General features: G+C 34.4%; 25 protein-coding genes and 1 pseudogene. 3 read left to right on the top strand and 23 right to left on the bottom strand.

Features of this window, described 5'->3' with window-relative positions:
* Positions 1-15: 15 nt before the first annotated feature.
* Positions 16-834, bottom strand: a complete 819-nt coding sequence (locus C240_RS12140; RefSeq protein ID WP_271496009.1) for an oxidoreductase — start codon at positions 832-834, stop codon at positions 16-18.
* Between the two features lie 156 nt (positions 835-990).
* Between C240_RS12140 and C240_RS12135 the strand changes: the two genes are divergently transcribed.
* Positions 991-1,584, top strand: a complete 594-nt coding sequence (locus tag C240_RS12135; RefSeq protein ID WP_271496007.1) for a tyrosine-type recombinase/integrase — start codon at positions 991-993, stop codon at positions 1,582-1,584.
* A 330-nt stretch (positions 1,585-1,914) separates the two neighbouring features.
* Here the strand turns inward: C240_RS12135 and C240_RS12130 are convergent, their stop codons facing one another.
* From C240_RS12130 to C240_RS12100, 7 genes are all read right to left on the bottom strand, one after another.
* Positions 1,915-2,034 (bottom strand): putative holin-like toxin, encoded by a 120-nt coding sequence (locus C240_RS12130; RefSeq protein WP_271496005.1) that lies wholly within the window; start codon positions 2,032-2,034, stop codon positions 1,915-1,917.
* A 174-nt stretch (positions 2,035-2,208) separates the two neighbouring features.
* Positions 2,209-2,556: a type II toxin-antitoxin system PemK/MazF family toxin gene (locus tag C240_RS12125; RefSeq protein WP_271496003.1), complete on the bottom strand. Its 348-nt coding sequence runs from the start codon at positions 2,554-2,556 to the stop codon at positions 2,209-2,211.
* Positions 2,549-2,782 (bottom strand): type II toxin-antitoxin system PemI/MazE family antitoxin, encoded by a 234-nt coding sequence (gene mazE / locus C240_RS12120; protein ID WP_271496001.1) that lies wholly within the window; start codon positions 2,780-2,782, stop codon positions 2,549-2,551. The genes C240_RS12125 and mazE overlap by 8 nt, the downstream gene beginning before the upstream one ends.
* A 282-nt stretch (positions 2,783-3,064) precedes the next feature.
* Positions 3,065-3,628, bottom strand: a complete 564-nt coding sequence (locus C240_RS12115) for a hypothetical protein (protein ID WP_271495999.1) — start codon at positions 3,626-3,628, stop codon at positions 3,065-3,067.
* A gap of 90 nt (positions 3,629-3,718) precedes the next feature.
* Positions 3,719-4,333 carry a T7SS effector LXG polymorphic toxin gene (locus C240_RS12110; RefSeq protein WP_271495997.1) on the bottom strand — a complete coding sequence of 205 codons (615 nt, stop codon included), beginning with the start codon at positions 4,331-4,333 and terminating at the stop codon, positions 3,719-3,721.
* Positions 4,323-4,712 carry a hypothetical protein gene (locus tag C240_RS12105; protein WP_271495995.1) on the bottom strand — a complete coding sequence of 130 codons (390 nt, stop codon included), beginning with the start codon at positions 4,710-4,712 and terminating at the stop codon, positions 4,323-4,325. Before C240_RS12105 ends, C240_RS12110 begins: the two co-directional genes overlap by 11 nt.
* The gene (locus C240_RS12100) at positions 4,709-4,999 is read right to left on the bottom strand and encodes a TIGR04197 family type VII secretion effector (protein WP_271495993.1); all 291 of its coding nucleotides are present in this window, start codon (positions 4,997-4,999) and stop codon (positions 4,709-4,711) included. The genes C240_RS12105 and C240_RS12100 overlap by 4 nt, the downstream gene beginning before the upstream one ends.
* A 280-nt stretch (positions 5,000-5,279) precedes the next feature.
* Between C240_RS12100 and C240_RS16390 the strand changes: the two are divergent.
* A pseudogene (locus C240_RS16390) lies at positions 5,280-5,812 on the top strand (IS3 family transposase); the annotation flags it as partial.
* A gap of 157 nt (positions 5,813-5,969) precedes the next feature.
* On the opposite strand, the gene C240_RS12095 reads toward C240_RS16390, so the two are convergent.
* Positions 5,970-7,655, bottom strand: a complete 1,686-nt coding sequence (locus C240_RS12095) for an FAD-dependent oxidoreductase (protein WP_271495991.1) — start codon at positions 7,653-7,655, stop codon at positions 5,970-5,972.
* A 101-nt stretch (positions 7,656-7,756) separates the two neighbouring features.
* Positions 7,757-8,320, bottom strand: coding sequence for an alkyl hydroperoxide reductase subunit C (ahpC, locus tag C240_RS12090; RefSeq protein WP_271495989.1), 564 nt, complete (start codon positions 8,318-8,320; stop codon positions 7,757-7,759).
* Between the two features lie 356 nt (positions 8,321-8,676).
* Between ahpC and C240_RS12085 the strand changes: the two genes are divergently transcribed.
* Complete coding sequence (locus tag C240_RS12085) at positions 8,677-9,369, top strand: aspartate/glutamate racemase family protein (protein ID WP_271495987.1); 693 nt, start codon at positions 8,677-8,679, stop codon at positions 9,367-9,369.
* 131 nt (positions 9,370-9,500) lie between these two features.
* On the opposite strand, the gene C240_RS12080 is transcribed toward C240_RS12085, so the two are convergent.
* The 13 genes from C240_RS12080 to dltC all read right to left on the bottom strand — a co-directional run bounded on the left by C240_RS12080 (position 9,501) and on the right by dltC (position 25,592).
* Positions 9,501-10,127: an endonuclease III domain-containing protein gene (locus tag C240_RS12080; protein ID WP_271495985.1), complete on the bottom strand. Its 627-nt coding sequence runs from the start codon at positions 10,125-10,127 to the stop codon at positions 9,501-9,503.
* A gap of 95 nt (positions 10,128-10,222) precedes the next feature.
* The gene (locus C240_RS12075) at positions 10,223-10,903 is read right to left on the bottom strand and encodes an O-methyltransferase (RefSeq protein ID WP_271496115.1); all 681 of its coding nucleotides are present in this window, start codon (positions 10,901-10,903) and stop codon (positions 10,223-10,225) included.
* A gap of 153 nt (positions 10,904-11,056) precedes the next feature.
* Entirely contained in the window at positions 11,057-11,947 is an 891-nt protein-coding gene (locus tag C240_RS12070; protein WP_333908815.1) for a phytoene/squalene synthase family protein, read from the bottom strand.
* Complete coding sequence (locus C240_RS12065; RefSeq protein ID WP_271495984.1) at positions 11,928-13,424, bottom strand: phytoene desaturase family protein; 1,497 nt, start codon at positions 13,422-13,424, stop codon at positions 11,928-11,930. Before C240_RS12065 ends, C240_RS12070 begins: the two co-directional genes overlap by 20 nt.
* Before the next feature lie 151 nt (positions 13,425-13,575).
* Complete coding sequence (locus C240_RS12060) at positions 13,576-14,580, bottom strand: lipoate--protein ligase (RefSeq protein WP_271495983.1); 1,005 nt, start codon at positions 14,578-14,580, stop codon at positions 13,576-13,578.
* 13 nt (positions 14,581-14,593) lie between these two features.
* Positions 14,594-15,334 (bottom strand): MBL fold metallo-hydrolase, encoded by a 741-nt coding sequence (locus C240_RS12055; protein WP_271495982.1) that lies wholly within the window; start codon positions 15,332-15,334, stop codon positions 14,594-14,596.
* A gap of 174 nt (positions 15,335-15,508) precedes the next feature.
* Entirely contained in the window at positions 15,509-16,780 is a 1,272-nt protein-coding gene (locus tag C240_RS12050) for a LysM peptidoglycan-binding domain-containing protein (protein WP_271495981.1), read from the bottom strand.
* Between the two features lie 54 nt (positions 16,781-16,834).
* A complete protein-coding gene (locus C240_RS12045) occupies positions 16,835-17,245 on the bottom strand; it encodes a hypothetical protein (protein ID WP_271495980.1) in 411 nt (136 codons plus the stop codon).
* A gap of 229 nt (positions 17,246-17,474) precedes the next feature.
* Positions 17,475-18,266, bottom strand: a complete 792-nt coding sequence (locus C240_RS12040) for a DUF975 family protein (RefSeq protein WP_271495979.1) — start codon at positions 18,264-18,266, stop codon at positions 17,475-17,477.
* Between the two features lie 23 nt (positions 18,267-18,289).
* Positions 18,290-19,381 carry a M42 family metallopeptidase gene (locus C240_RS12035; RefSeq protein ID WP_442896596.1) on the bottom strand — a complete coding sequence of 364 codons (1,092 nt, stop codon included), beginning with the start codon at positions 19,379-19,381 and terminating at the stop codon, positions 18,290-18,292.
* 187 nt (positions 19,382-19,568) lie between these two features.
* Entirely contained in the window at positions 19,569-23,894 is a 4,326-nt protein-coding gene (locus C240_RS12030) for a SpaA isopeptide-forming pilin-related protein (protein WP_271495977.1), read from the bottom strand.
* Between the two features lie 190 nt (positions 23,895-24,084).
* Positions 24,085-25,356 (bottom strand): D-alanyl-lipoteichoic acid biosynthesis protein DltD, encoded by a 1,272-nt coding sequence (gene dltD, locus C240_RS12025; RefSeq protein WP_271495976.1) that lies wholly within the window; start codon positions 25,354-25,356, stop codon positions 24,085-24,087.
* Positions 25,353-25,592, bottom strand: a complete 240-nt coding sequence (dltC, locus tag C240_RS12020; RefSeq protein ID WP_271495975.1) for a D-alanine--poly(phosphoribitol) ligase subunit DltC — start codon at positions 25,590-25,592, stop codon at positions 25,353-25,355. Before dltC ends, dltD begins: the two co-directional genes overlap by 4 nt.
* Positions 25,593-25,606 lie beyond the last annotated feature (14 nt).

The raw sequence follows: 25,606 nt of genomic DNA, 5'->3' as shown, positions 1-25,606 counted from the left end.
TCCCTTCTTTTGATATCAACTCGCATGCATCATGATGTAATCAAATACTCGGTCTGGTAGAATGGTGTGCAGAAAAACCAATGGTTTAGCACCAAATCCTATGAGATATCTTGTCCTTGGTTTGCTACTATTGATTGCTTTTGAAATTGCTTTTGAAATAATTATCGGATTTGACATCATATTCCCACTATATTGTTTTCTCATTCCCTTAGCTGTTTTTTTCGCTATTTCAGCGTAAGCTCCACTTTTTGCAGATTCCTCTAAATGATCTGCTGCAATAAATCCCCAATCCGTTTTGATCCCTCCTGGTTCAATTAGAACAACATCAATACCGAATTGCTTCACTTCCATTCGTAACGCATCACTAAACCCCTCGAGTGCATATTTAGTTGCATGATACCAAGCACCCATGAAGCTTGTAAGACGTCCACCCATTGAGGAAGTATTGATAATACGTCCATAATTCTGAGACCTCATATGAGGCAAAACAAGTTGAGTTAGTCTGGCCAATCCGAAAAGATTCACTTCAAATTGCTTTTTTGCCTCTTCAATAGTAACATCTTCTACTGATCCATACGATCCATAACCAGCATTATTGATCAATACATCGATTTTTCCTTCTTGTTTCAATATGTAGTGCACCGCACTTTTCATGGATTCTTCATTTGTGACATCCATCTGCACACTTTTGACCCCTCCATTTTTTAACACCTTCAATTTATCCACTCTTCGACCTGCACCATATACTGTATGTCCTTGTTCAGTTAAAAATTTTGCAGTTTGAAACCCAATCCCACTTGTTGCTCCAGTAATCAAAATAACTTGTTTAGTCATACTATCTCCTCCTATATGTCTTGAATGTATTATACAGAAAATATAACAAAGAAAGAATATCATATTACGCCGTTTCATTTACTAATCACGCCAAAAAAAGACCTAGAGCGAGTGCTGTAGGTCTCTGTCTTTATCAATTGATTAATAACACAGAATATGCCATTTATCGAAATAAAAATCGTGCCATTTAAATCAAAAAATGACAGTTACAACGTGCAGCCATTACGATCAAATAACGAAATCGGCGATTTTTTATTTTTCTTGCGCCGAAATAAATTTGCAAAGAGAGACATCTTCCTTTTTTTGTTTGGAATTAATACAGGACTGAGAATGTCCGATATTGTTTGTCGAAAAGTTGGCGATATTAAATACTCCAGTACTCCCCAAATCATCGAGCAAAAAACAGGAAAAAAAAGAACCCTCTATTTAGAGAGCATGCAAAAACAAATTGAAGACTACACAGTAAACATGGACGACAATGACTGGTTTAGCAGAAAAGGAACTGGACATCTGCAGCCAAAAGCTGTTTATCAAATATTCCAAAAAGTGGCAGATGGTTTGGAAAGAGACGATATCGGAACCCACACGCTACGGAAAACATTTGGCTATCACTACTACAAGCGTACAAAAGATATTGTTTTTCTTATGGAAATATTCGGACATTCCAATCAACAAATCACTAAACGATATATCGGGATCACACAAGACGAAATCAGTGATTCGTTGAAAAATTTCCGTTTAGGCTTCTAAATGGATCACCACAGGGGCATTCTAAGCGAGTTTCAAGAATTTTAACCTATAATTATCACTAGAAAAAAAGAACGTCTTAAGAAAGACGAACGAATGTTGCACCAGGTACCACTTAAAAAAACTCTACTTCCGAACGAGAGATGTTCTTCAGGAATTTTAATGCATTTTAATAGCTTGTTGACTGGAATTTTGATAACAAAAATGTTATTATGTATATGTAAAGAGGACGTACTCGACATACGTCCTCCAAGTAGAACCGTTTAAGACGGTAGCAAAAATTAATTTCATATTTAAATGACCGTTAACTTGCCAAAGTTATTGAACGGTCATTTATTTTTTGTCGTTTTTCAGCAAATCCACAACCAACTTTATCAAAGCAATGGTAAACATACCAAAGCTTAGAATCAGTTGAACTGCTTCTAATGCGGACAAAAGGCTAACTCCTTTCATAGATTTCAGCACTTATTCTCATAAGCACCACCACCTTTCGGAAGTCGCCACCGTCATACCTTTTCTACCCTCTTATTATAACATAATTTTTACAGCGCAATAAACCCTCTTTTATGTGCCTAAAACGAATAGATGTTATAGTCTTTGCAATACAGACTATTTTTCAGTAATCTTTTACAGAAATGGAAAATTAAAATTCAACATGAAGTGCTGCGCAACATTCAAAAATTCTTTCATTTCAACTTTTCCTATAACCTTTACATTACGGCTTCCGTTATCCGTATAATCTAACGAATAAACCTGTTTTGTATTCACTTTGCTATCCTTTTGTAATGCTTTGCTGTTTATTGGAAGAAAGTATGGTCGCTGCTTATCTGTTGAAGTAATCGGGCAAACAATGATCAGACTTGACGATAAGTTGTATTCGTCCCGACTCATCACTAGAGCAGGACGTCTTTTTTGAACTTCACTCCCTTTAGAAGGATCAAAATTTATTGTCACAATATCGCCTTGTCTAATCATCTATTTCACTTCCATTAGGAACAAAATTCAATGACAATTCATCTTCATCATCTACAAACTCACCTTTTTTTGCATTTTGAAAAAAGTCCTCGGCCTTAGGTATTAGAGAAATGATTCCCTCTTCATCTTTAAAATAGTAAAATTCTTGTCCTTCTTTTACTGCTAACTTACTTGCCAAAGTAACCATTATTGCGTTACCTTGCTTTCTTGCCTTTACTGTTTCCATATTATGCACCTCCTCTTTTCTACATCTTATCATGTAATCACTAGTAATTACAATATTTTTTATTCAACTTTATAAAAGAATATTTTTTATAAAAAAAGACGTGTTTCTTCTTTCAGCAGTTTATTCCCTTTTTGAGAATTTACACTAGCTATGAAGTTATATATAAATTTCAAGTCTTCCTTCATTTTAATTTCCTACCCATCGCTTTATAGTATTTATAAAGATTTATACTACCATCTAAATTTAAAATGGTTCTAAGATTTCCATTTTTATCAAACACTTCTAAATGATCTTTATGAAGTCCATCAAGATAAACTTGGTCATTTTTTTGAGATTTCCTGTCTTTTTATCAACTTTATAGACAGTTTGTCCATCTACTCGTTTTTTAGTTTTTGTTGAATTATCCTTTAACTCCGATCCAAATTTTGTTTCAAAAAATTCATCCATATTCTTAACAGACTTTCCAGAGTCATAATTATAGCCGTTACCTAAATTTCCCCAAGCACTTGTAACGACCCCTGCTCCACCTGAAAAGTAAGTAGAAGCTGCTGAACCACCAAATGCCCATAATCCACCGCCTATAAACTCTGCTCCACCTTGTACTAAAGAAGCTAAGTCCGCAACAAATTGACCAATCGCATAGCTTTGTGTTCCTGAAAGTTCTGCTCCGACTTTTCGTTCACCAAACCATTCGTTTAATAATGATTTACCGTTATTATTCGCTAGTTGATCGATAAATCCTGAACCAAAACCTTTAATCAAGTTGAAGTTCTGCGTTCTAATTGCTTCCTGCAATGTATTAGTTAATTCTGCATCAAATTTCCCATCAACATAGACACCTGTCACATTGCCGTATTCATCAAACTTCGTCGTGATTTCTTGATTGGCAAGGTTATAGGCTTTTACTTTAGCATCAATTTTTTTCTGGCGATCTTCCTAACGAGTAGTAATTGGTTTTGCCCAATTCATATCTAATTTACTGATATCAAACGTACCTGTATAGGCATTCCACGCTTTGCAGCCTTCTACCTGTGCAATGCCTGCATTAAATTCTTGTTGGCTTGCTTGATATTCTGAAAAGAAACTTCCTGATCGCACGTTATAGTCATGAAATTTTTCTAGCTTCTCTCGTTGTTTTTGGATAGCATCGTAGGCGTTCATTCCTCGTCTTTTCAAATCTGGACGTTGTGTCTTAGCCGTACTAATCAAGTGATCGATCTGTTGTAACAATTGCTCCCCACGTTGGATCTCTTCTAGCAATTGATCTTCATCTAAGTCTATACTACTCACTGTACTTTGGTATTCACTTAGAAATTTCTTGTGCGCTGCTTCCAATGCCTCACCTGTCATAATTGCTGAACGACACAACGGCGTATAGGCAACCATGAAATAATTTTTTGCTAAATCATACGCTTTTCCTGATAGTGGCGCTGACAAAAACGACTGGATACTTTGTTGCAATGAAGCCATTGCTTGACTTGCGTGACTGTTTAATTGTGCTGCTTGTGAAGCTCGTGCTTGTGCTTCGCCAACATAAAATTTAAGTCCCATCCGTTTTCTCCTTTCCGTTCATCTTCAGAAAGGTTTGTTGTTCGGTACGTACTTTCTCTTCTTTCTCAAATAGAAAACGTTCTTCTTTTTGAAGTAGAATTAGCTCTTCATCAAATTCTCTTTGCGCTTTTTTGGCCAAATGAAGGCTTTCGTCACCACGTACTTCATAAAAAGCACGCTCGTCTGGCTCTGAATTTGCGATAACAGCATTGTATAAGGCTTGTTCCTTCTGTTGCAAGTCAAAGAACTCTTCTTGTAAGAACTCTATTCTTGCTCGTTCTTTGCGAATCTCCAACTGGTCATCTTGCAGCTGTTCCAATTTTAACCGATAATGATAATTTTTATCTTCTATTTCTTGCTGCTTTTCTACCTCGCTCATGAAAATCCTCCAGGAAAATTAAATTTGGGAAGCTGTGCTATCTTTTGATCGATACACTCAAATTCTTTGGCTACAGAATGAATATTATCACCCGCTGACACAACGCTAGTCGACATTTGTTTTAACCCATTTTGAAAAGTAGAAATAGATTCTTCAGCTGCAGCATTCTCAGAAACATTAATTCTTGAAGCAGTTGGAACAACATTTATACTATTCAATAGACTTGTGGACTGACTAAGTGAAACAGAAGCGCTCCCTGCTATACTTGAATCACTACTAATCGTCATGTGAGTCCCCTTTTCTTAGTTTAAGAAAAGTATAACAAAACAAGAGAAGCCATACAAATCTATTCTTACTCAACGTATATAATAGAATTTTTTTAGACTGTAATTTAAGACAAAAAAATGATCCAATACACAGCTGCAAAGGAGCATTTGCAATTCACCATCCGCTAATTGTTCTAAAACCTCCCCATCTGGAATTAGTTCATCATTTTCTCCAGTAAATTCTTGCATTTTTTATGGTATCTGACAAAGTAATCTTTGTCATTTCATTCATTACAATTGAAAACGAGCTGCCCTCTCTCATCCAAACCTTCTTAATCAAATATTTATTACGACAGAAAAAAATAAGATTTGGTTAGAAAATACTCCCTACATCTTTTTCAGGAAAGGAACCTTATATTTAACAACCACTCTTGATGTTTATTCACGGAAAATTGTTGGACAGGCAATATCTTTCAGAATGAAAGATCAGTTGGTAATTGATGCCTTCCTTCAAGCCTGTAAGGAAGAACAACCGTAGGTAGGACTCAATATTCATACGAATCAAGGTCACAGTACACAAGCACTAACTTCCAGTTAAAGTTAAGAAAAAAAGAAGCTGTCTTTACTAGTATAAGCCGCAAAGAAAATCCTTATGATAATGCTCTGATGGAATACTTTTATAAAACAATAAAAAGAGAGCTAATCAATGATGCAAATTTTACAAGCATTGATCAAGCTCAACTAGAGATAGTCAAATATATTGAAACGTATTACAACACCAAACGACTACATTCAGCACTTTCTTCTCAATCTCCCAAGGATTTTGATAAGTAACATCTTAAATTCTCTTAATTCATTGTCTAATTTTTCTTGACAAGTCCACCCCTTAAATTGAATATTAGTCTAGGCTATAGGAGACAACAAATAACAGTCTAACTTTTTGGGGTCACTGCATAGTGCTTTTCTGATCTAGCATTTTTTATTCAAAAAACTATTTTTCTAAAATCTCGATGATCTCGTCCATATTCTTTGAACCAAAAACAATTTCTTGATCGTCGATAATCATTGCTGGAACACTCATGATTTTCTTTTCTGTTTTCAATTCCGGAAAGACACCAATATCAATCATTTCCGCTTCGACATTATGATTAATTGAAGCAATTCTTTGACATGCTGCCACCACGTCTGGGCAGTAATGGCATGTTAACGAAACAAAAATTTGCACTTTCTTTTTAGGTAATTCTTTGATTTTGTCCACAGCAGGCGCTTCAATTGGTTGGCCCGCACTACCAACATTGTAAACTGCCAAAACAATTGAATTAACTTCGTGACCACTTGGAATGCCGCTGAATTTGATCCCAGTATATTCACCTTGGTCGTTCAAGACAACGACACTTGGTAATTTATCGATACCATAAGCTGTTTCCAATTCAGGTTTTTGACCTTTTTGAATGGTTTCTAATAGAATTTTATCGCTTAATGAGGCAAACTCCGTTAGGAAAGAATTTAGTTCTAAAGATTTCTCTTCACTGCTGTCCATTACTTGTAGCAGAGTAACTTTTTTTGTCAGTTTTCCGAAGATCCCCCCTAATTGTTCTCTCATTGCATCTGGGAACCAAGTATTATTGCCACTTGATTTAATAGGCTTTTTCTCCGTTTTTGGTTGGATTTCTTTGGCTGCAGCATGTACTTCAGCCAAACGTTTCTCTAAACGTTTATTAACAATTGGTAAGTCAGCTTTGGTTTTTACTTCTGTTATATATTTTTGCGCACTGGTTGCAGCAATTGCACCGTCTGCTACAGCTGTCACGATTTGACGTAATTCTTTGATTCGCAAGTCTCCTGCAGCATAAACACCAGCCACGTTTGTTTCCATATTTTCATTTGTTGGTACATACCCACGATCTAATTCAACTTTGCCTTCAAAGATCTCTGTACTAGGTTTATTTCCTGCAAAGACAAACATCCCAAAAGTGCTGTCTGAGGGCGCTTCATACGTAGTTTCTTCACCTGTTTGATTATTGACAAAAACTGCTTTACGTACAAAATCATCGCCTGTTATTTCTTTAACTTCAGTATTATAGACAATTTTAATATCAGGATGTTGTTTAGCCGCTTCTGCTGTTAATTTAGCACAAGTAAAATCAGGTTCCCGAATAATCATTGTTACAGATTTACCATAGCGAGTTAAATAAACCGCTTCTTCTGCCGCTGCATAACCGCCGCCTAAGACAAAGATATCCAATCCTTGGAAAAATTCACCATCACAAGTTGAACAATAAGCGATACCCCGACCTGTAAATTCTACTTCACCCGGAAAACCAATCTTACGTGCAGATGCTCCAGTTGCAATAATTACAGCATATGCTTGATAGGTTTTTGTTGCTGATTTCACGGTTTTAACGGTTTGACTTAAATCTACATCAATAATTTCATCCGTCGTAAAATCAACGCCAAAATCTAGTGCTTGTAAACGCATATCTTCCATTAATTCAGGACCCGTTGTAGCTCTGATTGCCGGATAATTTACAATCTCTGAAGTTGTGGTCACTTGTCCGCCGATTTTATCTTTTTCAATAATCAATGTATCCAACATTGCCCGTCCAGCATAAATTCCTGCGGATAAAGCAGCTGATCCGCCGCCAATTACGATTAAATCATAAATTTCTTGACTCATGTATTTACTCCAATCCCTTTTTATAAGCTATTTCAATTTTTTTAATATTTTAAGAAAGACTCCCCAAAAAAGGAAGCCTTAGGATTTATTTATTAAGTTAATTAGATTTTACCAACTAAGTCTAGACTTGGTGCAATTGTTTCTTCACCTGGTTTCCAATTTGCTGGACAAACTTTATCACCATGTTCTGCTACAAATTGAGATGCTTCTAATTTACGTACTAATTCTTCTGCATTACGTCCAATCCCCATATCGTTGATTTCGTAAGATTTGATTTCACCTTCTGGACTCACGATAAAGGTTCCACGGTAAGCTTGACCTAAATCTTCATTTAAAACACCAAAGAAACGAGCGATCTTACCATTAGGATCAGCTAGCATAGGATATTTGATTTTGCCGATTGTATCTGTCGCATCAGCCCATGCTTTGTGAACAAAGTGACTGTCTTCCGATACAGAGTATACTTCACAATTCAACTCTTTTAAGTGATCGTAATGATCTTGCATGTCCCCTAATTCTGTTGGACAAACAAATGAAAAGTCCGCTGGGTAAAAGAAGAAAATACTCCATTTTCCTAAAACATCAGCTGTTGAAACTTTGATAAAATCTCCATCTTGGTATGCATCACATTCAAAGTCTAATAATTTTGTGTTGATTAAATTCATTGCTATTCCTCCTATTTTTTAAAACAAAATAAGCTTGGGCTATTCCGATAAAAATAGTTCTTAAACTGGTTTAGTTTTATTCACATTTTCCCGATAAGCCAAACATTTTTCTACTTTATTAGCGTATCAGTTTGAAATAATTGTGTCAATAGAATTATTATAATTAAGTTATTTTATTTTAGATATTTCAAGTAGATTCTTGAGAAAATTACTCTTGTATTCTCAATAAGACTGAATTTAGCAAATAAATAGTTACTCAGCAAATATTACAGATTAGTAAAAATAAATTAAAATAATTCTGTTTAAATTTGGTATAATAAATAAAATGAATTTTTTAATCGGGAGGTAAGCTTCAAATGAAAACAATTGGTTTATTAGGTGGGATGAGTTGGGAAAGTACTGTTGATTATTATAAACTAATCAATGAAACGATAAAACGTGACCTTGGTGGTTTGCACTCAGCAAAATGCATTTTATTCAGTGTGGATTTCCAAGAAATTGAGTCCTATCAATTTTCTAATCAATGGGATAAAAGTGCTGCACTTTTGTCTGAAGCCTGTCAATCTTTAGAGAAAGCAGGGGCTGATTATATTGTTATTTGCACAAATACCATGCATAAAGTAGCGGACGTTATTCAGCAACAAATCAACATTCCTATTTTTCATATTGCTAAAATCACTGCGGCAGAACTAAAACGGAACCAGATAAAAACAGTTGGCTTACTTGGAACAAGCTTCACTATGGAAGAAGAATTTTATAAAAATATAATAGAAGAAGAAGGAATCCAAGTACTTGTTCCTGAGAAAAATGATCGTGATAAAATCAGTCAGATTATTTATGAAGAATTATGTCTTGGAAAAATCAACCAAGATTCAAAAGAGTTTTATTTGAATATAGTCAATGAACTTAATCAAAAAGGAGCTGAAGGTGTTATTTTAGGCTGCACAGAAATCGGCATGTTAATTAACCAAAATGATACTGAAGTTCAGCTTTTTGATACAACCAAAATTCATGCAGTTCAAGCCGCCTTGCATTCTTTAAACGATTAACGATACTTAAGAGCTGTAGAAAACTGAACTTTGGTCTGCTACAGCTCTATTATTTTTTACTCACCAGAGTTGAATATAGCTATGAAAGATGCCAAATCAGTGTAACTATTTTATTTAATTAAGACTGGATTTTACACCAATAAAAAGCTTTCATCCATCGTTTTATTTCTACTAAAATGCTTTCCGTGAACATCAATTGCCGCATGCCATTCTTTGCATAACTCATGAGGAATCCCGTCTACTAAATGGATAAACTCTTTGCGCATTTCAGCGTAAGTTTTATATTCACCAAAACCTAAACGATTAAACAAGCGGATTGCATATTGATCGGCAATAAAAACATTACGCTCAAAAATGTATAGCAGCATTGCATCGGCAGTTTCAGCACCCACACCTTTAATTGTCAAAAGTTCTTTTCTAAGCGTTTCTGTCGGATATGTACGAAACTTTTCAAGATCACTGCCATAAGCGATAAACCAATTGATAAGTTCTTTAATGTAATTACTCTTTTGTGTGTAAAATCCTGCTGGACGAATAAGTTCTTGCAGTTCAAATAGTTCGAGTGCTCGGAGTTTTTCTACAGTTAGATGTGGTTCAAGATTCGCTAATGCTTTTTTAGCATTTTTTTCTGTAGTTTGCTGGATTAAAATCATTGAAACCCAATCGGAAATTCGATTTTCATCTTCCCACCAATACTGAAAACCGTAGTGTTCGACTAAGCTATTTAGAACCTTAATTTTTTCTTTGTCTGTTTTCATCGTTATTCTTTCCTTTGTTTCAAATTTTACTTTGCTAAAATGTACATAAAAACCCAAATCAAAATCATAACATTTTAACTTGAGTTTCATTTTTACTATTCAACTATTTCTTTGTTCTTCGTAATCATAATCACTCCATCACCTAAAGGCAATAACGTTGAAGTCAGATCAGGATGCGTCATCACTGTATCTAAAAATTCATTTAATTTCCGATGAATCGTTCGTTGTCCGCGCGGGATTTCTTCAATCGGATCTAAAATTGTACCTGCTTGAAAGACATCATCTACCATTAATACTCCGCCAACACGTAATAAACGTAAACATTCCGGTAAAAACTCAATATATTTCGATTTGGCACTGTCCATAAAAATAAAATCATATGGTCCAGATAACGTTGGCAAGATATCCGAAGCTTGACCTTCCAAAAGCGTAACTTTATCAGTTAAACCTAAGCGTTCGTAGGTAACTTTCGCTTTTCTAATCATTACATCAAAACGATCAATTGTCGTAACATGACCATCTTCTCCTACATATTGAGCCATTAGACTTGAAGAAAATCCAATTGCTGTTCCAATTTCTAAAATATTTTTAGGTTTGATCTGATCTAAGAAAAATTGTAAGAAAACCACTGTTTCATGAGGAATAATCGGCACACCAGCAACATGTGCTTCTTCTTCAATTACGCCTAACTCTCCTTCAATTTTCTTTTGTTTATTTCGCATAAAATCGACAAGTTCCTGTTTCACTACTGGTCGATGCATCATTTCGTTCCGCACGTTAATCGCCTTCCATTCATCAATCATTTTTCTCTCAATTCACTATTAGTAATATAGCAGAAATCACTTTCAGATAATAGCTTTATGACCGAATTTTTTTCAAAAGGAATGATAGAAAAATGACGATTAACTCTATGTTAACTCTATATTCCATTAATTAAAACTAGTATTTAACTGTTTTTTTACGTCTTGATAAAGTTTCAATTGCTGACTTTTTTTCACATAATTTCTTGTATTAAAACATTGATAATTATTTTTTCTAACTGCATCAAGAATTCCTTCATAAAATGCTGCCGATAAAAGAAGAGCTTCTTGACAATCACTATCAATATCTGAAATCATCGATTTCGCTCCTTGATATAATTTTTCTGCTCGCATTGCTTCGTACTCCCAAAGTTTGATAAAACTCTCATCAATACGCTCATGTTTTAAAGTATCTAATGTAACATGATACTTTTTCATTACTTCTTTTGGAAGATAGATTCGCTGGTTTTTAAAATCTTCTCCAATATCTCGTAAAATATTGGTAATCTGCATTGCCTGCCCTAATTGAATGCCTTGATTTTTAACTTTTTCAGCTTGGTTTGATAAGATCGGCAGCAGCATTAATCCGACAGATCCAGCTACATAGTATGAATATTCTTCTAATTGCTCTTGTGTTTCCGGTTGTTGAAAATCCCAATCCATTTTCTGCCCAGTTAACATATCATAAAAGGCTTGTGGTTCCATCTTATATGTTTCAAAAACTGGAACTAATGCGCGCCAAAAATAACGATCCGGAATATTACCTGACAGAAATTCAGTTAGCTCTTTTTCCAGCAATGTTAAACGACCTAGATCATTATAAACATCAATGATATCATCTGCCTCCCGACAAAATGAGTAAACCGCGAACACACTCCAAGCTTTTTGTTTAGGTAGTTGTGCAAAAGCTCGATAGAAGCTTTTAGAATGTTTACGAATTGTTTGCTCGCACTCTGCAAAATCTTCGCTATATGCTATAAACAATTCATTCAAGTCCTTTTCATTTCTTTTGCCCATCATCTTTCATCAGCTCCTCTACCGCAAGTTTGGCACTAGTTAAAACAATAGGTACTCCCGCTCCTGGATGAGTACTACTACCGCAAAAATAAAGATTATCTGCATAGTCAAACTTGTTATGCGGTCGATAGTAATTACTTTGTTTTAGGGTAGGTTTTAACCCAAAAGTTGCGCCATTATAAGCATTAAAATTTTGTTCAAAGTTTTTTGGTGTATAGCATTTTTCATAAATAATATGTTCTTCAATATCTGAAAAAATAGTTTCTTTTTTAACCAATGATAATACATTTTTACGAAACTCTTGTGTTGTAGTCTCATCCCATGTTACTCCTTGGGAAAGCTCAGGGACAGGAACTAAAATATAAACACCTTCTTGTCCATCTGGTGCAAGGCTTTGATCGATTGAAGAAGGAACATAAATATAAAATGATGGATCTTCCGGCAATCGATGGTCCTCAAAGATATCGTTAATATTTTTTTCAAAATCTGCTGCAAAACGAATGGTATGAAGAGATTTCACTGGATATTTTTTATCTAAACCTAAATAAAGAATAAAGCACGAACATGAATAGTCCATTTTATCGATTTTTTTATTTGAATATTTTCCACGATCTTTTTCATTTGGCAACAAGTTTTTCATAGCATAAGGAAAATCTGCATTACAAACCACATAGTCACTTTCAACTAGACCAGTTTCTGTGGTAATACCTTTGGCCTGTTTATTTTCAAGTACAATTTCCTTAACTGACGTATTCAAGTGGATAGTCCCGCCTAATTCTTCAAATAAACGTGCCATACCTGTTGCTAAACTATACATTCCACCTTCGATATACCAAATTCCGTAAATCAATTCAATCATTGGAATAATCGTATATAAAGATGGACCATTATAAGGAGAAACACCGATATATAGTGTTTGAAATGCTAATGATTTACGCAAACGTTCATCTTTAACAAATTTAGAAATGGAACTATACGCATCATTAAACGTATGTAATTTAAAACCAGCAATTAAGGATTTTGGATTATAAAAATCCCAAAAAGAACGAAATGAACGCATAATAAAAGCTTTCTTAGCAATTTGATACCGTTTATAAATGCTAGCTAGATACTCCAAATAACCTTGCATATCATCTTCGGAAATACCTTCCAATGTATTCGTCAAAGATACTAAGTCCGAAGAAAAATTCAGTGGTTCTTCATTCGGAAAATTCAATGTAAGCATTGGATCAACTTTTTTCATGGGAATATAATTTTCCGGATCTCTCCCACACACTTCAAATACTTCTCGATAAATTTCAGGCATCATAACAATCGTCGGCCCAACATCAAATGTAAATCCTTGTTCTTTTATTTGATACATTTTACCGCCAACTTGCGGATTTTTTTCGTATAAATGAACATCATAACCTGAATTTTGTAGCCTTACCGCCGCAGCTAAACCTGCTGCACCTGCACCAATTACAATAACTTTTTTCACTGACTTACACCTCCAAAATCAATTTAACAAAAAAACTTATCAATCGATCAGTTTTTTTAGTATATCGTCATTTGTCATTAATGTAAAACTTTTAGCTTAAAAAAACAGAACGAAACTAAAAACTAGTTATCTGTTCTGCTTTTTTGGATGTTTAGTATAAAAGACCCACTAAATCTTCTTTTTCAATATTGCCAAAATACTTTTTAACATCAATTTTATCAACTGCTGCTTCAATTGCTGCTTTTTCATATTTTGTTCCAATTAAAATTTCTTCTACATCTTTAATTTCACCCAAACCAAAGAAGTCTCCGAAAATTTTGATTTCTTTAATTTCACCATCTTCCACATTCATTTGAGCTTCAATGGAACCAATTGGGAAGCGATGGCGGCGCTCTAGGTTGAAGGCTGGTGATTTACCGTAATTCCAGTCCCAATTCCGATAATATTCATCAGAAATTTTATTAATTTTTTCCCAGTCTTCATCTGTTAATTCATAAGTCTTCACTTGATCGATAGAATCTACACCAAAAATTTTCAATAAGATATCTTCGCGAAATTCTTCTGTAGTCATACTTTGTTTATCTGCTGGTAAAAATGGTTTGATGTTTGTCACACGAGAGCGTACAGATTTGATTCCTTTTGATTCGATTTTATCTTTACGAACTTTTAACGCATTCACCACTTCATCAATGTCGCTGTCAAACATCAAGGTACCATGGGCAAACATTCTTCCGGCTGTTGCATACATTGCATTACCTGAAAATTTCATGTCATTGATAACTAAATCATTACGACCTTTTAATTCAGCTCCGGAAACACCTAGCTCATGTAAAGCTTGTATAATCGGCTGTGTCACTTTAGCGAAATCGCGGAAAGAATTACCATCATCCGGCATAATAAAGCTGAAATTCAAATTCCCATGATCGTGATAAACCGCGCCACCGCCGCTCAAACGTCGAACAACATGAATCCCATTATTATCTACATACTCTTTGTTAATCTCTTCAATTGTATTTTGATTGCGACCAATAATAATAGATGGTTCATTGATATAAAATAATAAAATTGGTTCGTCTAATGGTTTTTCTTTTAATAAATATGTTTCAATTGCTAAGTTAATTCTTGGATCATTATTTTCATTCGGCACAAAAATCACGTTGCTTCACTCCTTAAATATCAATTACTAGATTTTTTTCTGCTAAACTAACCAAAACTTGGTCGCCTGCAGCTGTTTTTGCTTGTTGTTTTAATTCTGCTAATGAACCATGCTGAGGTAAATGAGTCAAAACTAGTTTTTTTACATTGGCTGCTTTCGCGATTTCACCTGATTCTTTAGAAGTAAAATGCGCATGATGATTTTCATTTCCTTCAAATAAATAGGTATCTGCCAAAAAGACATCTGCATCTTTAGCAAAATCAACAAAGCTAGCTAAATAACCAGAATCACCCGTATAAACAAATACTTTTCCAGTTTTTGCCTCAACAAACCGCATGGCGTAACATGGAACAGGATGAATGGTTTTCATAAAGGTTACAAAGAATGGGCCTAATTTTAATTCTTCTGCTTCAAAATAGGGGACTGCTTTTGAAACTCCCGGCATATTTAGAGCTTCAAAATGCTCAGAATCATCCGTATGACCATAAATCGGTAAAATCGGGGTTGGCTCCATAACAGGATATAATTGACGATAATATTGCAATACGCCTAAATCAGCAATGTGATCGTGATGATAGTGAGACAAAATCACTGCATCTAATGTTAACGGATCAACATGTTCTTCTAGATTCACTAACGTGGTACTTCCAGCATCTAATAGTAATTTAAACCCATCAGATTCTAGCAGATAAGAACTTGTTCCTTGCCCTTTATAAGGATACGCGCCTAGACAGCCTAAAACGGTTATTTTCAACTTCATCGACCTCCTTGAGTATTCTCTATTTAATGGTAACATAAAAACGCAAAATATAGTGATATATAAGTTTTCTAGCTTATTTATTAATAGCAAAAAAACAGAACAATTCTATTAAAAGAATGTTCTGCTTTCTGAATTATTTTAGTTTACTACATCAAGTAAAAAAGAGGCTTATGATATTTTAATGATTGGAATAAGATTCACAGCTTGCGTATCGTAGTCTGTTGGAATAGACAGCGTTTGAAAGCTATCAATCATTTTTTGTGATTCTTCTTGTACCCAAGCTGGATCTGTTGTATATCGTTCGTCTTGATAGTGATTTGGGTTTTTATAAAAGCGTATTGTTCCATCATGGTTAGAGAGATACGTGACAATAATTGTTGAAGCCATTGTTCCATCCATACTAAACGACAGTGTCACACTTGGTTCATTTAATGTTTTAGAACCATCAAATGGGAGTACTTGATGTCCACTGTTGTTTCTTTGTGCTGCAACTTCAATCGGTTGTCCTGCTACATTATAATATTGTAACAGTGCTTCAGTTACACGAGCATACTCAATTTGTTCATCAGAATAACCTGCCAATGAGTTTGCTGAAGAATTTAATTGATCCGTAGGTATATTAACTGCTTCCAGCATAACATCTTCTTCACCTTGTGGATAATTACCCGCATAATTTGGCGTCGCTAAAGAAATACCACCATTTTTATTTATAAAAAGATAGAATCGATTCGTTTCATTGTCCACAGCTGGGTTTTGATAGTCGCTTGATGGTTGAATATAGATTTCTGTATTTACTCTAACAGTGCGTAAGCGATTATCAGCTGTACTATCAATGTTCTCAACTCTGATGTCTTTAGTTGCTATTGTATTGAAGCTGGCACTGTATTCTTCTGTTGTTGTTGCATTTCGTTTAAATATTACTTTGCCATTGGTTCCTTGTGAAAAATCAAGTGTTATAGACTCTGGAACGTTTGATCCTCTAAATTGAAATACAGCTGGATACTGCAATCCTTCTCTGGCTACAGCATAGGGATATTCGTTATTTGAACTTTGTTGATCCGCCGTCTCACCAATATTTTTTTCTGTATTGATCTTGTCTTTATCCTGGATAATAGACTGCGAATAGATAGAACCATCTGCATCTTTTACTGTAATAATATTTGCCCCAAATGATAGCACTCTCCCTCTTGGAAGTTTATATTGCTGTCCTTTTTTTAGATCAATACCATTAATATCAGCTAATTTTTCAGCTTTTATGTTAACTTTTTGGCCAATTGCCCAAAGAGTATCTCCACGTTTCATCGTATACTCTTTTTGACCATTAACAACCTGAATACTATCAGTTGTATTAGCTTTCCACTCTTCTGCGAAAGTTATATTGTTTGCAAAAGATAACATAAATACTACTGCTGCCCCCACAATAATTGGATACTTTTTCATCTTTTTACTTCCTCCTCGAATGTATTATTTTCTGCACAAAAAAATAAATTATTTCTATTTATATTCAATGTACTTTTTGCTTGTTTTCAATTGAACCAAGTTCAATGTTTCTCCAATCTGTTTACGCGTGTGAATTGTTTCAAGGTTATCAATGGAAAATGTAACTATTCCTTCTTCTTCTTTGATGTTTGAAATAGTCAATTCTAATTCTTCCTGCTCTTTATTGGTTAATTGTGCATGCGGATTTTCTTTATAAAAAGCAGTTACTATTGTGTATTCTCCTTTTTCAGTAATCTGATCTCCATATTTTTTCTCTAACTCAGCTAAACTAGGAAGTTGAGTAGCTGACTGTTCGCCTTCTTTCACATTAGAGGTAACCGCTTTCTCTTCTGATTGAATCTTTGGTTCCTCTTTTTGTTTAATTAAATAAAATGCTGTAAAACATACAAAAACGATTAATGCCATAATCATTATTTTTTTAATAAAAACTCCCCCTCTCTTACGTAATAATCGTAACACAAGTGAAATAAAAAAGAAACATAAGAAACATTGGAATTAACAATTTTCGTAAAAAATAGCTATCTGACTTTTAATAATACTTTTCAGCTTAATTTTTTGAATAAAAAAACTGCAGCATGAAAGTTTTTCTTAAACTTTTGCTACAGTTATTAAATAAAAATTCTCTTTTCTTTTTTTATCCTAATAAGGCGCCTTTTTCTTCACGAGCTGTATCATAAAAACTAGCAATCGCTACATTATGATACGGTATTACCCAAAATAGCCCGATTCCAAAAACCAATGTTCCGATAATAAACCAGCCAATAAATGATACCTGCAATAATAGATATTGTCCAAAACGGTCTTTCATCAAATACAAACCATATTTAATTGCATCTCCGACTGATAATTCTGGATCATCAATTTTCGCCCAAACAGCAAATTGGAAGATTCCGCTAATAAAGATTCCAATAAAAATCATCAAAATCCCAAAAATAACTAATAATAATCCTAAGAAAATATCTCCAGCTATTTCTGTTTGAAACTGCTCTACTGAAACTGTGTTAAACATTAAACCAAAATACATCACTGATCCATAAGATAAAAGAATTGGCAAAAGTACAACTAGGTTCAACAATAATTCAACCAAATATTGAATAAGGTTAATCATTAGCATAGGAAGGTAAAATTTTCCTTGAAACATTGACGTTAACATACCAGATTCAACTTTTTTTCCTCTAAGGACTTGCAGAGCACAGTAGTAAGTTCCATAAGTAATAGCAAAATAAACAAAATTATTTAATAAAAATGACATTACATTATTTCCTGCACTATCTTTAGGTAATTGAGCGATACTGCCGACCACTGATCCAATAATAAATTTGATAAAAAAAGCTAAAAAGGTAATCCAAGCCATCGCTCCCCAATTTGATTTCAATGAAAGACGGGCTTGTTCTCTGTGTTTTGCGTTTGTAACTTGACTCTTCATATAAATGAAACTCCTTTTTTCTTCTAGTATTCGCGAATTTTAGCAGCCGTTTCAGCATCTAGGCGTTTAACGACTTCCGTCACTAATTTAACTGTGTTTAAATAATCATCTTCATGAATCATTGATGTGTGGGAATGCAAATAACGTACTGGCACCGTAATCGCTAGTGAAGGAACACCATTTCTAGTTAAATGCATCCGCCCAGCATCTGTTCCGCCACCTGTAATTACTGTATATTGGAACGGAATATTATTTTCTTCAGCCACTTGAATTACGAAATCACGTAGTTTTTTGTGAGGAATCATTGATGCATCAAAAATCAGAATTTGCGGTCCTTTTCCTAACTCAGAATTGGCTTCTTTAGGTGTCATTCCCGGGGTATCACCAGCGGTACCCGTATCAAGAGCAAATGCAATATCCGGATCCACTAAATGAGTACTTGTTTGCGCTCCGCGTAAACCAACTTCTTCTTGCACATCGCTTCCGGCAAATATAATATTCGGATGTCCCGCTTCTGCTAGGTTTTCCAAAACTTTGAGAGAAACAGCTGTTCCAACACGGTTATCCCAAGCTTTAGCTAACATAAATTTAGTATTATTCATTCGGCGGTACTCAATATATGGTGTAATCATATCTCCCGGCTTAATTCCCCACTCAGCAACTTCTTTGTCACTTGATGCGCCAATATCAATAAACATATTCGCTACATCGTATGGCTGTTTTCTAGCTTCTGGTGTTAACACATGAGGCGGTTTTGACCCAATCACACCATGGAATAACTCACCTGTATTTGTTTTGATCTGAACTTGCTGCGCCAGCATAACTTGCCCCCACCAGCCACCAAGTGTTTGAAATTTAATAAAGCCTTTTTCGGTAATTTGAGTAACCATAAAACCAACTTCATCCAAATGTCCCGAAAAATAAACTTTAGGCCCTTCTTTATCTCCCACTCGTTTTGCGATAATACTGCCTAATCCGTCGTACATGATTTTATCTGCAAACGGCTCTGCATATTTCTTAAAGACGTCTCTAACTTCCCCTTCATTGCCAGGAACACCTTTTGCATTCGTTAAATCAATTAATAATTTTTCATCTTTTTGGTTCAACTTTCTCATCCCCTTATAAATTGCATCTTCAAGAATTATATCATTTCTTTAGACTATTGAAAAAATTTATCTACTGCTAAACTCATCGGCTAGATCAAAAAAAGACTAGAGGATACAGCAAAACCATAAATCAGTCTTGCTGAACCCTCCAAACTTAATTAGCTATTTCGAGCACATATTTTATAAACCGTATTTATTAGTTTTTATCAAAGTACTTTTTACGACTGTAATAAATAATGAAGTAGCTTGCTAGAATTAATAGCAACGTATACCCTAATTGTTGTTGCCACAGTTCAAGTTTTTCATTTGTATTTGGTAATTTGTTCTTGTCGTTTGTGTTATTTACAGTTACAGTGGCTTGTTGTTTTGATCCTGTATTTGTTTTAGGGACTTCCTTTTTAACAGGCTGTGTAGCCTTTTTTTCATAGACAAGTACAACTTTTTGCGATTCTTCTGTGAAAATAACCTCATTTATATTTGTTAACGATTCTACAACACTTCTGGCACGAGGTACTTGTTTTTGAATTTCTTTAAAGGTATAGCCATCAATATCTCTTGGCTGGATTGTTTGTTTGGTACCCACCTTGCCAGTCATTAGATAGTCTTCACTAATTTTATTTCCATCTGTATCATTATGGGTAATGGCAATTTCACCTATTAACGCTTGATTTTCCACAGTTATTTCTTGAGATAAATGCTCAGGTTCAATTGTTATTTCCTCTGAAATTTCTTTAGCTAGATAACCTAACGGCGCTTTTGTTTCAACAAGAGTATAGCTTGCTTGATCTAAATTTGAAAATTCCGCAATTCCGTGCTCATCGGTCGTTATTACTTGTTGCTTCGTTGGATCAGCTTTGGAAATAAGAGTGAATTCTGCCCCGCTTAATGCAACTTTAGTTTCTTGATCGACCTTTTTAACTCGTAAAGTGCCTATTGATAGTAGATTAACTTTTTCAGCAATTTCAGTATTTCTTGATTCAATTTTTGTTTTTGTTAATTCTAATGTTACTGGATCAGAATCCAAATCATAACCTTTAGGAGCTTTAACCTCTGTAAACTTATAGATTCCTACTTCTAAATCTGAAATACTTATCAACCCTTGGTCATTAGAAACAAATTTAGTAGCTTCATCTTTATCTGTCACCCATTCTGAAGTGACAGTATTCGTTAAAAAGTATTCCGTACGATCTTCTTTAATTCGTGATAAAGTGAACTCTGCACCTGACAAAGCTTCACCATTCGAATCTACTTTTCTTAGTTCAATTGTTCCAGTTGTAGGAATATGTTCATTTTCAACAACCGTTACATAACTTGGATCATCTACTTGATCGTCGGATTTTGTAGGTAATACCACACCTTCTTGATAGTCCTCTGCTATTTTATAGCCTTCTGGTGCAGTTACTTCTTTGATTAAATAATTACCTTCAGCAATCGATTTAAAAACAGCTTTGCCGTCCTCGTCTGAAGTAACTCTCAAACCTAATGTATTTTTACTTTCCGCATCAAATAATTCGAATATTGCACCTTGAAGTGGTTGTTTAGTATCTTGGTCTACTTTTTGCAACGGGATTTGTCCGACACCTTGACCAGAACCTGACCCGCTTGTCACTGTATGATTGACTGTCATCCAATCGGATTTACTAATGTTGTTACTTGTAAATACAGCCGTGTTATACACATTAGCCGATTTTGTTGTGGCGGTTTGATATTCTACTGAAACTCCGCGTGTTTCATGTTTAAACGTAATTTTAAAGTAATTGTTTTCATAATTTTTAATGGCAGAGCCAGCCGGACTAGCGTTTTCATCGTAGTTAAAAGTAATCTCGTAATCTTCTCCCAAAGTAAGGACTTGATTTTTTACTATGTCTTTTACGACAAACGCATCTGTTCCTATAACAAAATTAGTATTTTCTGCTTTCGTTTTGTCACTAAGGGTAAAACTATCTTCTAAGATCAGATCTTTGTATGGACGGTTTTCAGGCATAATATTCGTTCTAACTGTCCAAGCAGCCAGTTTATTATCTAAAGCTGAGATACGCCCTCCCTTATAAGTATTGAGTCCTAAAGAAATAAGCGCTTCTGCTTTTAAATCATGGGCATAGCTGCCTTCGTCACTGATCTTAGCGATATTCGTAAATGTTGTATAATACGCCAAAGTCGGACCAACTGTTGGTTCCGTTTTATAGCGGACAACAACTTTCTTATTCCCTATTTCTGAAAACTCTAAATGAATTTTATTATCAGTAATTTCAATTTTAGTTGGATAACGAGCATCTCCTGGTTGAATGACTTCCCCAGTAATGATATCTGTTTTATCTTGATTTTGTACCATTTTATCAAGTTCTAAGATTTCAATAGAGTCTTTATCTAATTTTTGAATCGATTCAATTTCATCATCAAAAACTAAATTCTTATACTTATGTCTTTCTTCATTAATACCGACTGTCCAAGTAAAGATACCGGCAGTACTGTCATAAGCGACATTTTTTTGCCCACCGCTGACTAAGTAATTAGGAATATTGAATGAAGCCGAAGCTTCCATTGGGATTGTGCCGTTTCCATATAAAGCAACTTTATTGGTTAACTCATCTCCAGCTTTTATGTCTGAATTATCAAATTTACTTGTATAGGTAAAAATGTATTTATTCGTTGTTGCATTACCATGTTCACCTAACATATTTACAGTAAATCCAGATTCAGTTTTTTCCAACGTATAGTCAGTTCCTGCGACCATTGAATGTTTGGTTTCATCGTCACCTTTTTCATAATAATAAAAATCAATTGACCCATCCACTAATTCTTTTACTCGTTCACCGAATGTATCAGAAATTTTATTAAACTGCATACCCCAGTGCTTACTATTGATAACAATCGTCCAATCAACTGTTCCGCTTGTCATATCTAGTGAATCTTCTTCCAATGTTTTGGAAATATTTGACGGTGCTAAATTCACTTTGGCATCCGCTGAACTGGATGAATCTGATACTTCATTTTGAATTTCACGTAGACTAGGGTTGCTTACAGCTGTTTCATAAATAAATCTATATGCTGTAGATTGAGTTGTTGGATTAGTATTCGTATAGATAAAATCTGCTGAATAATTGCCAAAATCACTCGTATCCCAATCAGTACTTGGTGCATAACCACCTAAACTTATTGAGTTGGTACCATAGACATATAGTGTATAAATTTTTAGATTAGCAAAAGTTAAATCATTTGCCACTTCATCTGTTAAAATATCGGTCAATTTTGTTCCTGGCTGTAGTTCTGTGCTGTCCATATTATAATCAACAGTCCAAGTGATTGTATTTGTTTTAGCATTGTACTCACCTTTTTTAGTTAGGTGGGGATTATGATTATATTGAAAGTAAGCATAATTAGAAAGCGATGTACCAAAAATATTTGCATCGATTCTCATGTAATACAACGCTTCATTTGTGATAGATTCTTCATTGATTTCATTGTCATAGGTAACAATCACAGCTTTGTTGGTCGCATTATTTAACGTAATGTCTAACGTAGTATTATTTTGTGTCAAAGTATAATCAGCTGTACTTAGTAAAACCGGTTCACCAATTAATTGTCCGCCCATGGAAACGTCTTGCGTAAATACTTTAATGTTTTTAGCAGTAACATATGCAGCTGCATCCTCAAGCGTTCCAGAGTTATTTTTTACGATGTATGATTTAATCGCTATTTTCTCATTTGGCTGGATCGTTTCACGGTTGATATTCGTTCTAATTTCTGCAGCAACGCTATCTGTATTAAATTTTTTATTATTAGTCAAATTAATCATTGCTTCACCGGATAGTTTGAATAAAATATCATATACTTTTTCTTGATCGTTTGCTAATGGAAAGACAATCGTTTTTAATAAATCACTCGCGTTATCATACGGAATAAAACTTGTTTCAATTTCAATTTGATAGGTTCCATTGACGACGTTTTCATTAAAGACAATTGTTAACTTACCAGTTTTATCTAAAGTCCAGTTCCCAGCATTTTCTAAGCGCCCTGATATGTTATTTGAAATAGCAATGTCTGTCGGCAATTGATATTCATAAGTCCCAGCTTGTATTTTTTGGTTGGTAGTTCCTACTTGCAATGTTAATTTTAATGGTGCTTGTCTTTGAGGCCGATTAGTTGTTGTGTTGAATTCGTCCCCTTTAGTATCTGTTAAAACAGCATCTGTTATTATGTTAGCTGTTTGTTCTGCTTTTAACAAATCATTTTGTTTAAAAGCACTTGCTGTATCAGTACTTTCTGGTGTTTCCTTCCCTTCTTCAATTGAAGAAGGATTCGACTCCTTACTCTGTTCCGTACTGTTTTCTTCATTCACATTAGAGCTTGCTAGTGTTTCTGAAGTATCTGCAAGATCTAACTCATTGTTCGGCCTTTCACTATTTACTGTAGTCGTTTCATTAGTTTGGTCAGCTGATTCAGCATAACTTATTACAGGAATGAAACTGTTTAAAGTCATTAAAAATACAGTAAAAAGTACCCAAAATTTCTGCTTTCTCATAATAATCCTCTTTCTTTTTTATTATATTTAAAAATGCTAATACTATTATTTTAACACAACAAAATTTTATTTCTTCATTTTTATTGAATTTTTCCATAAAAACACATTAAAAAATAAATATAATAAACAAAAAAACATCATTATTATAAAAATATAATAATAACGTTTTTGTTTACGCTGTATAGAAATGTCATTTTTTAATCAAATTGGGATCTTGTTGTTGCCATTTTTTTGAGTAAAATGAATTGTCTAGTTGATATTTTGGTGATTGCTTAGAACCATTTTCGATAAACGGCTGAATCTGCTGGTCTGCAGCCAACCAACCTCGCCAACCTAAATGAATTGTATCTGCCATAAAATAAGGCGTGTCGCAATTCTTTGTAAAGTCAGCAATATTGTTAAAACCTTGACTCGTCAGCTGAAACTTCACTTTTTCAGCAAAACCTTGCAGCATTTCTTGAGAAAGTCCGGTAAAGTCTGACCAGTGTTTGTTTACTGGTGGAATAATAAACAATACATCGGCATTATCTTGAGCTAACTGGCTCAAAACCAATTGTAAATCTGAATACTCAGGAGAATATCGATAATCCCAATTTTTTTGCGAATTTTCTAGTTCTGGCAGTTTCTTTTTTAATCGCTTATTATAAAACGAATTAGCTATTTCAAATTGATTGTTATTAGTCGCATTTTTGCCAATTTCAATGGCTAATTGATTTAATGCATCTGCATTATAAGTCTCAGGTAACCTTTTTTTCGATTTTTCAATCGCTTTTTCTTTATTTATCATACCAATTTTTCCAAATAACTCATCTTCACGAGATAAGGCATTGTACATCAATTCCAAATAGTTCTTATCTGATTGGTTTGGCATTTTTTTTGTACTAATATTTTGCAATGCACTTTCTAAACGTTGATCTTCTTTCACTTTTGGAAACTCTAGTAATCGCCTTGCTAAGTAACTATCGCCGTCTGTCACTTGTTTTAGCTGTGTAACCCATTGGTACGTTTGCAAATCAGAAAAGTATGCATCAAAGTAATCGTTAGTGACCCCATCTTTTACAAACCACTGAGGTGAAAGAATAAAAACAACTTTTTTATGAGAAAGATTTTTCCCCATCGATTGCATCATCAGAGCTTGCGTTAAAGACTGAGTTCCGGGTGCCCCTAGTAAAAACGGACGATAATTCCGATTATACTTATCTGCTAAAACAGAAGGATGAAACGGACTGATTCGACTTAATTCAGATGAACCAAAAAATGGAATATATTCCTTAGAACCAATTGCCTTATTTTTGATAGCATTGCCTCGTAAAACATTAGTTGCCATAGAAGTAGATGCATCATCTAAAACTTTTTTACTGTCTAGATCTACTTTAAATGGCGCAAAAAACAATCCAATCAAAAGAACCGCAGAAATTAAAATTGGTCCAAATATTCCAAAAAGTTTTTTCTTAATACTCATTCCTGTAAAGCTTTCACTTGGTCAATAATTTTATTAGGTGTGTTCCATAAATCGCGGTCAAATTCTGAAACTGGTACTTGCACACCGAGTTGTCCATCAATTTCAACTAATAATTGAACCGTAGCCAATGAATCCATCAACCCTTCGTCAAATACATTTACATCTTTATTTTCTCTAACTTCATCTGTACCAGTAATTTCTTCTAAAATAGTTAAAACTGTTTCTTCTATATCCATCGTAAATAGCTCCT

Origin of the sequence: Enterococcus sp. 5H (assembly GCF_028128615.1) — a bacterium.
Lineage (GTDB): Bacteria > Bacillota > Bacilli > Lactobacillales > Enterococcaceae > Enterococcus_L.
The sequence above is the reverse complement of the archived record's forward strand: the minus strand, read 5'-3'. Positions and strand labels throughout refer to the sequence as shown.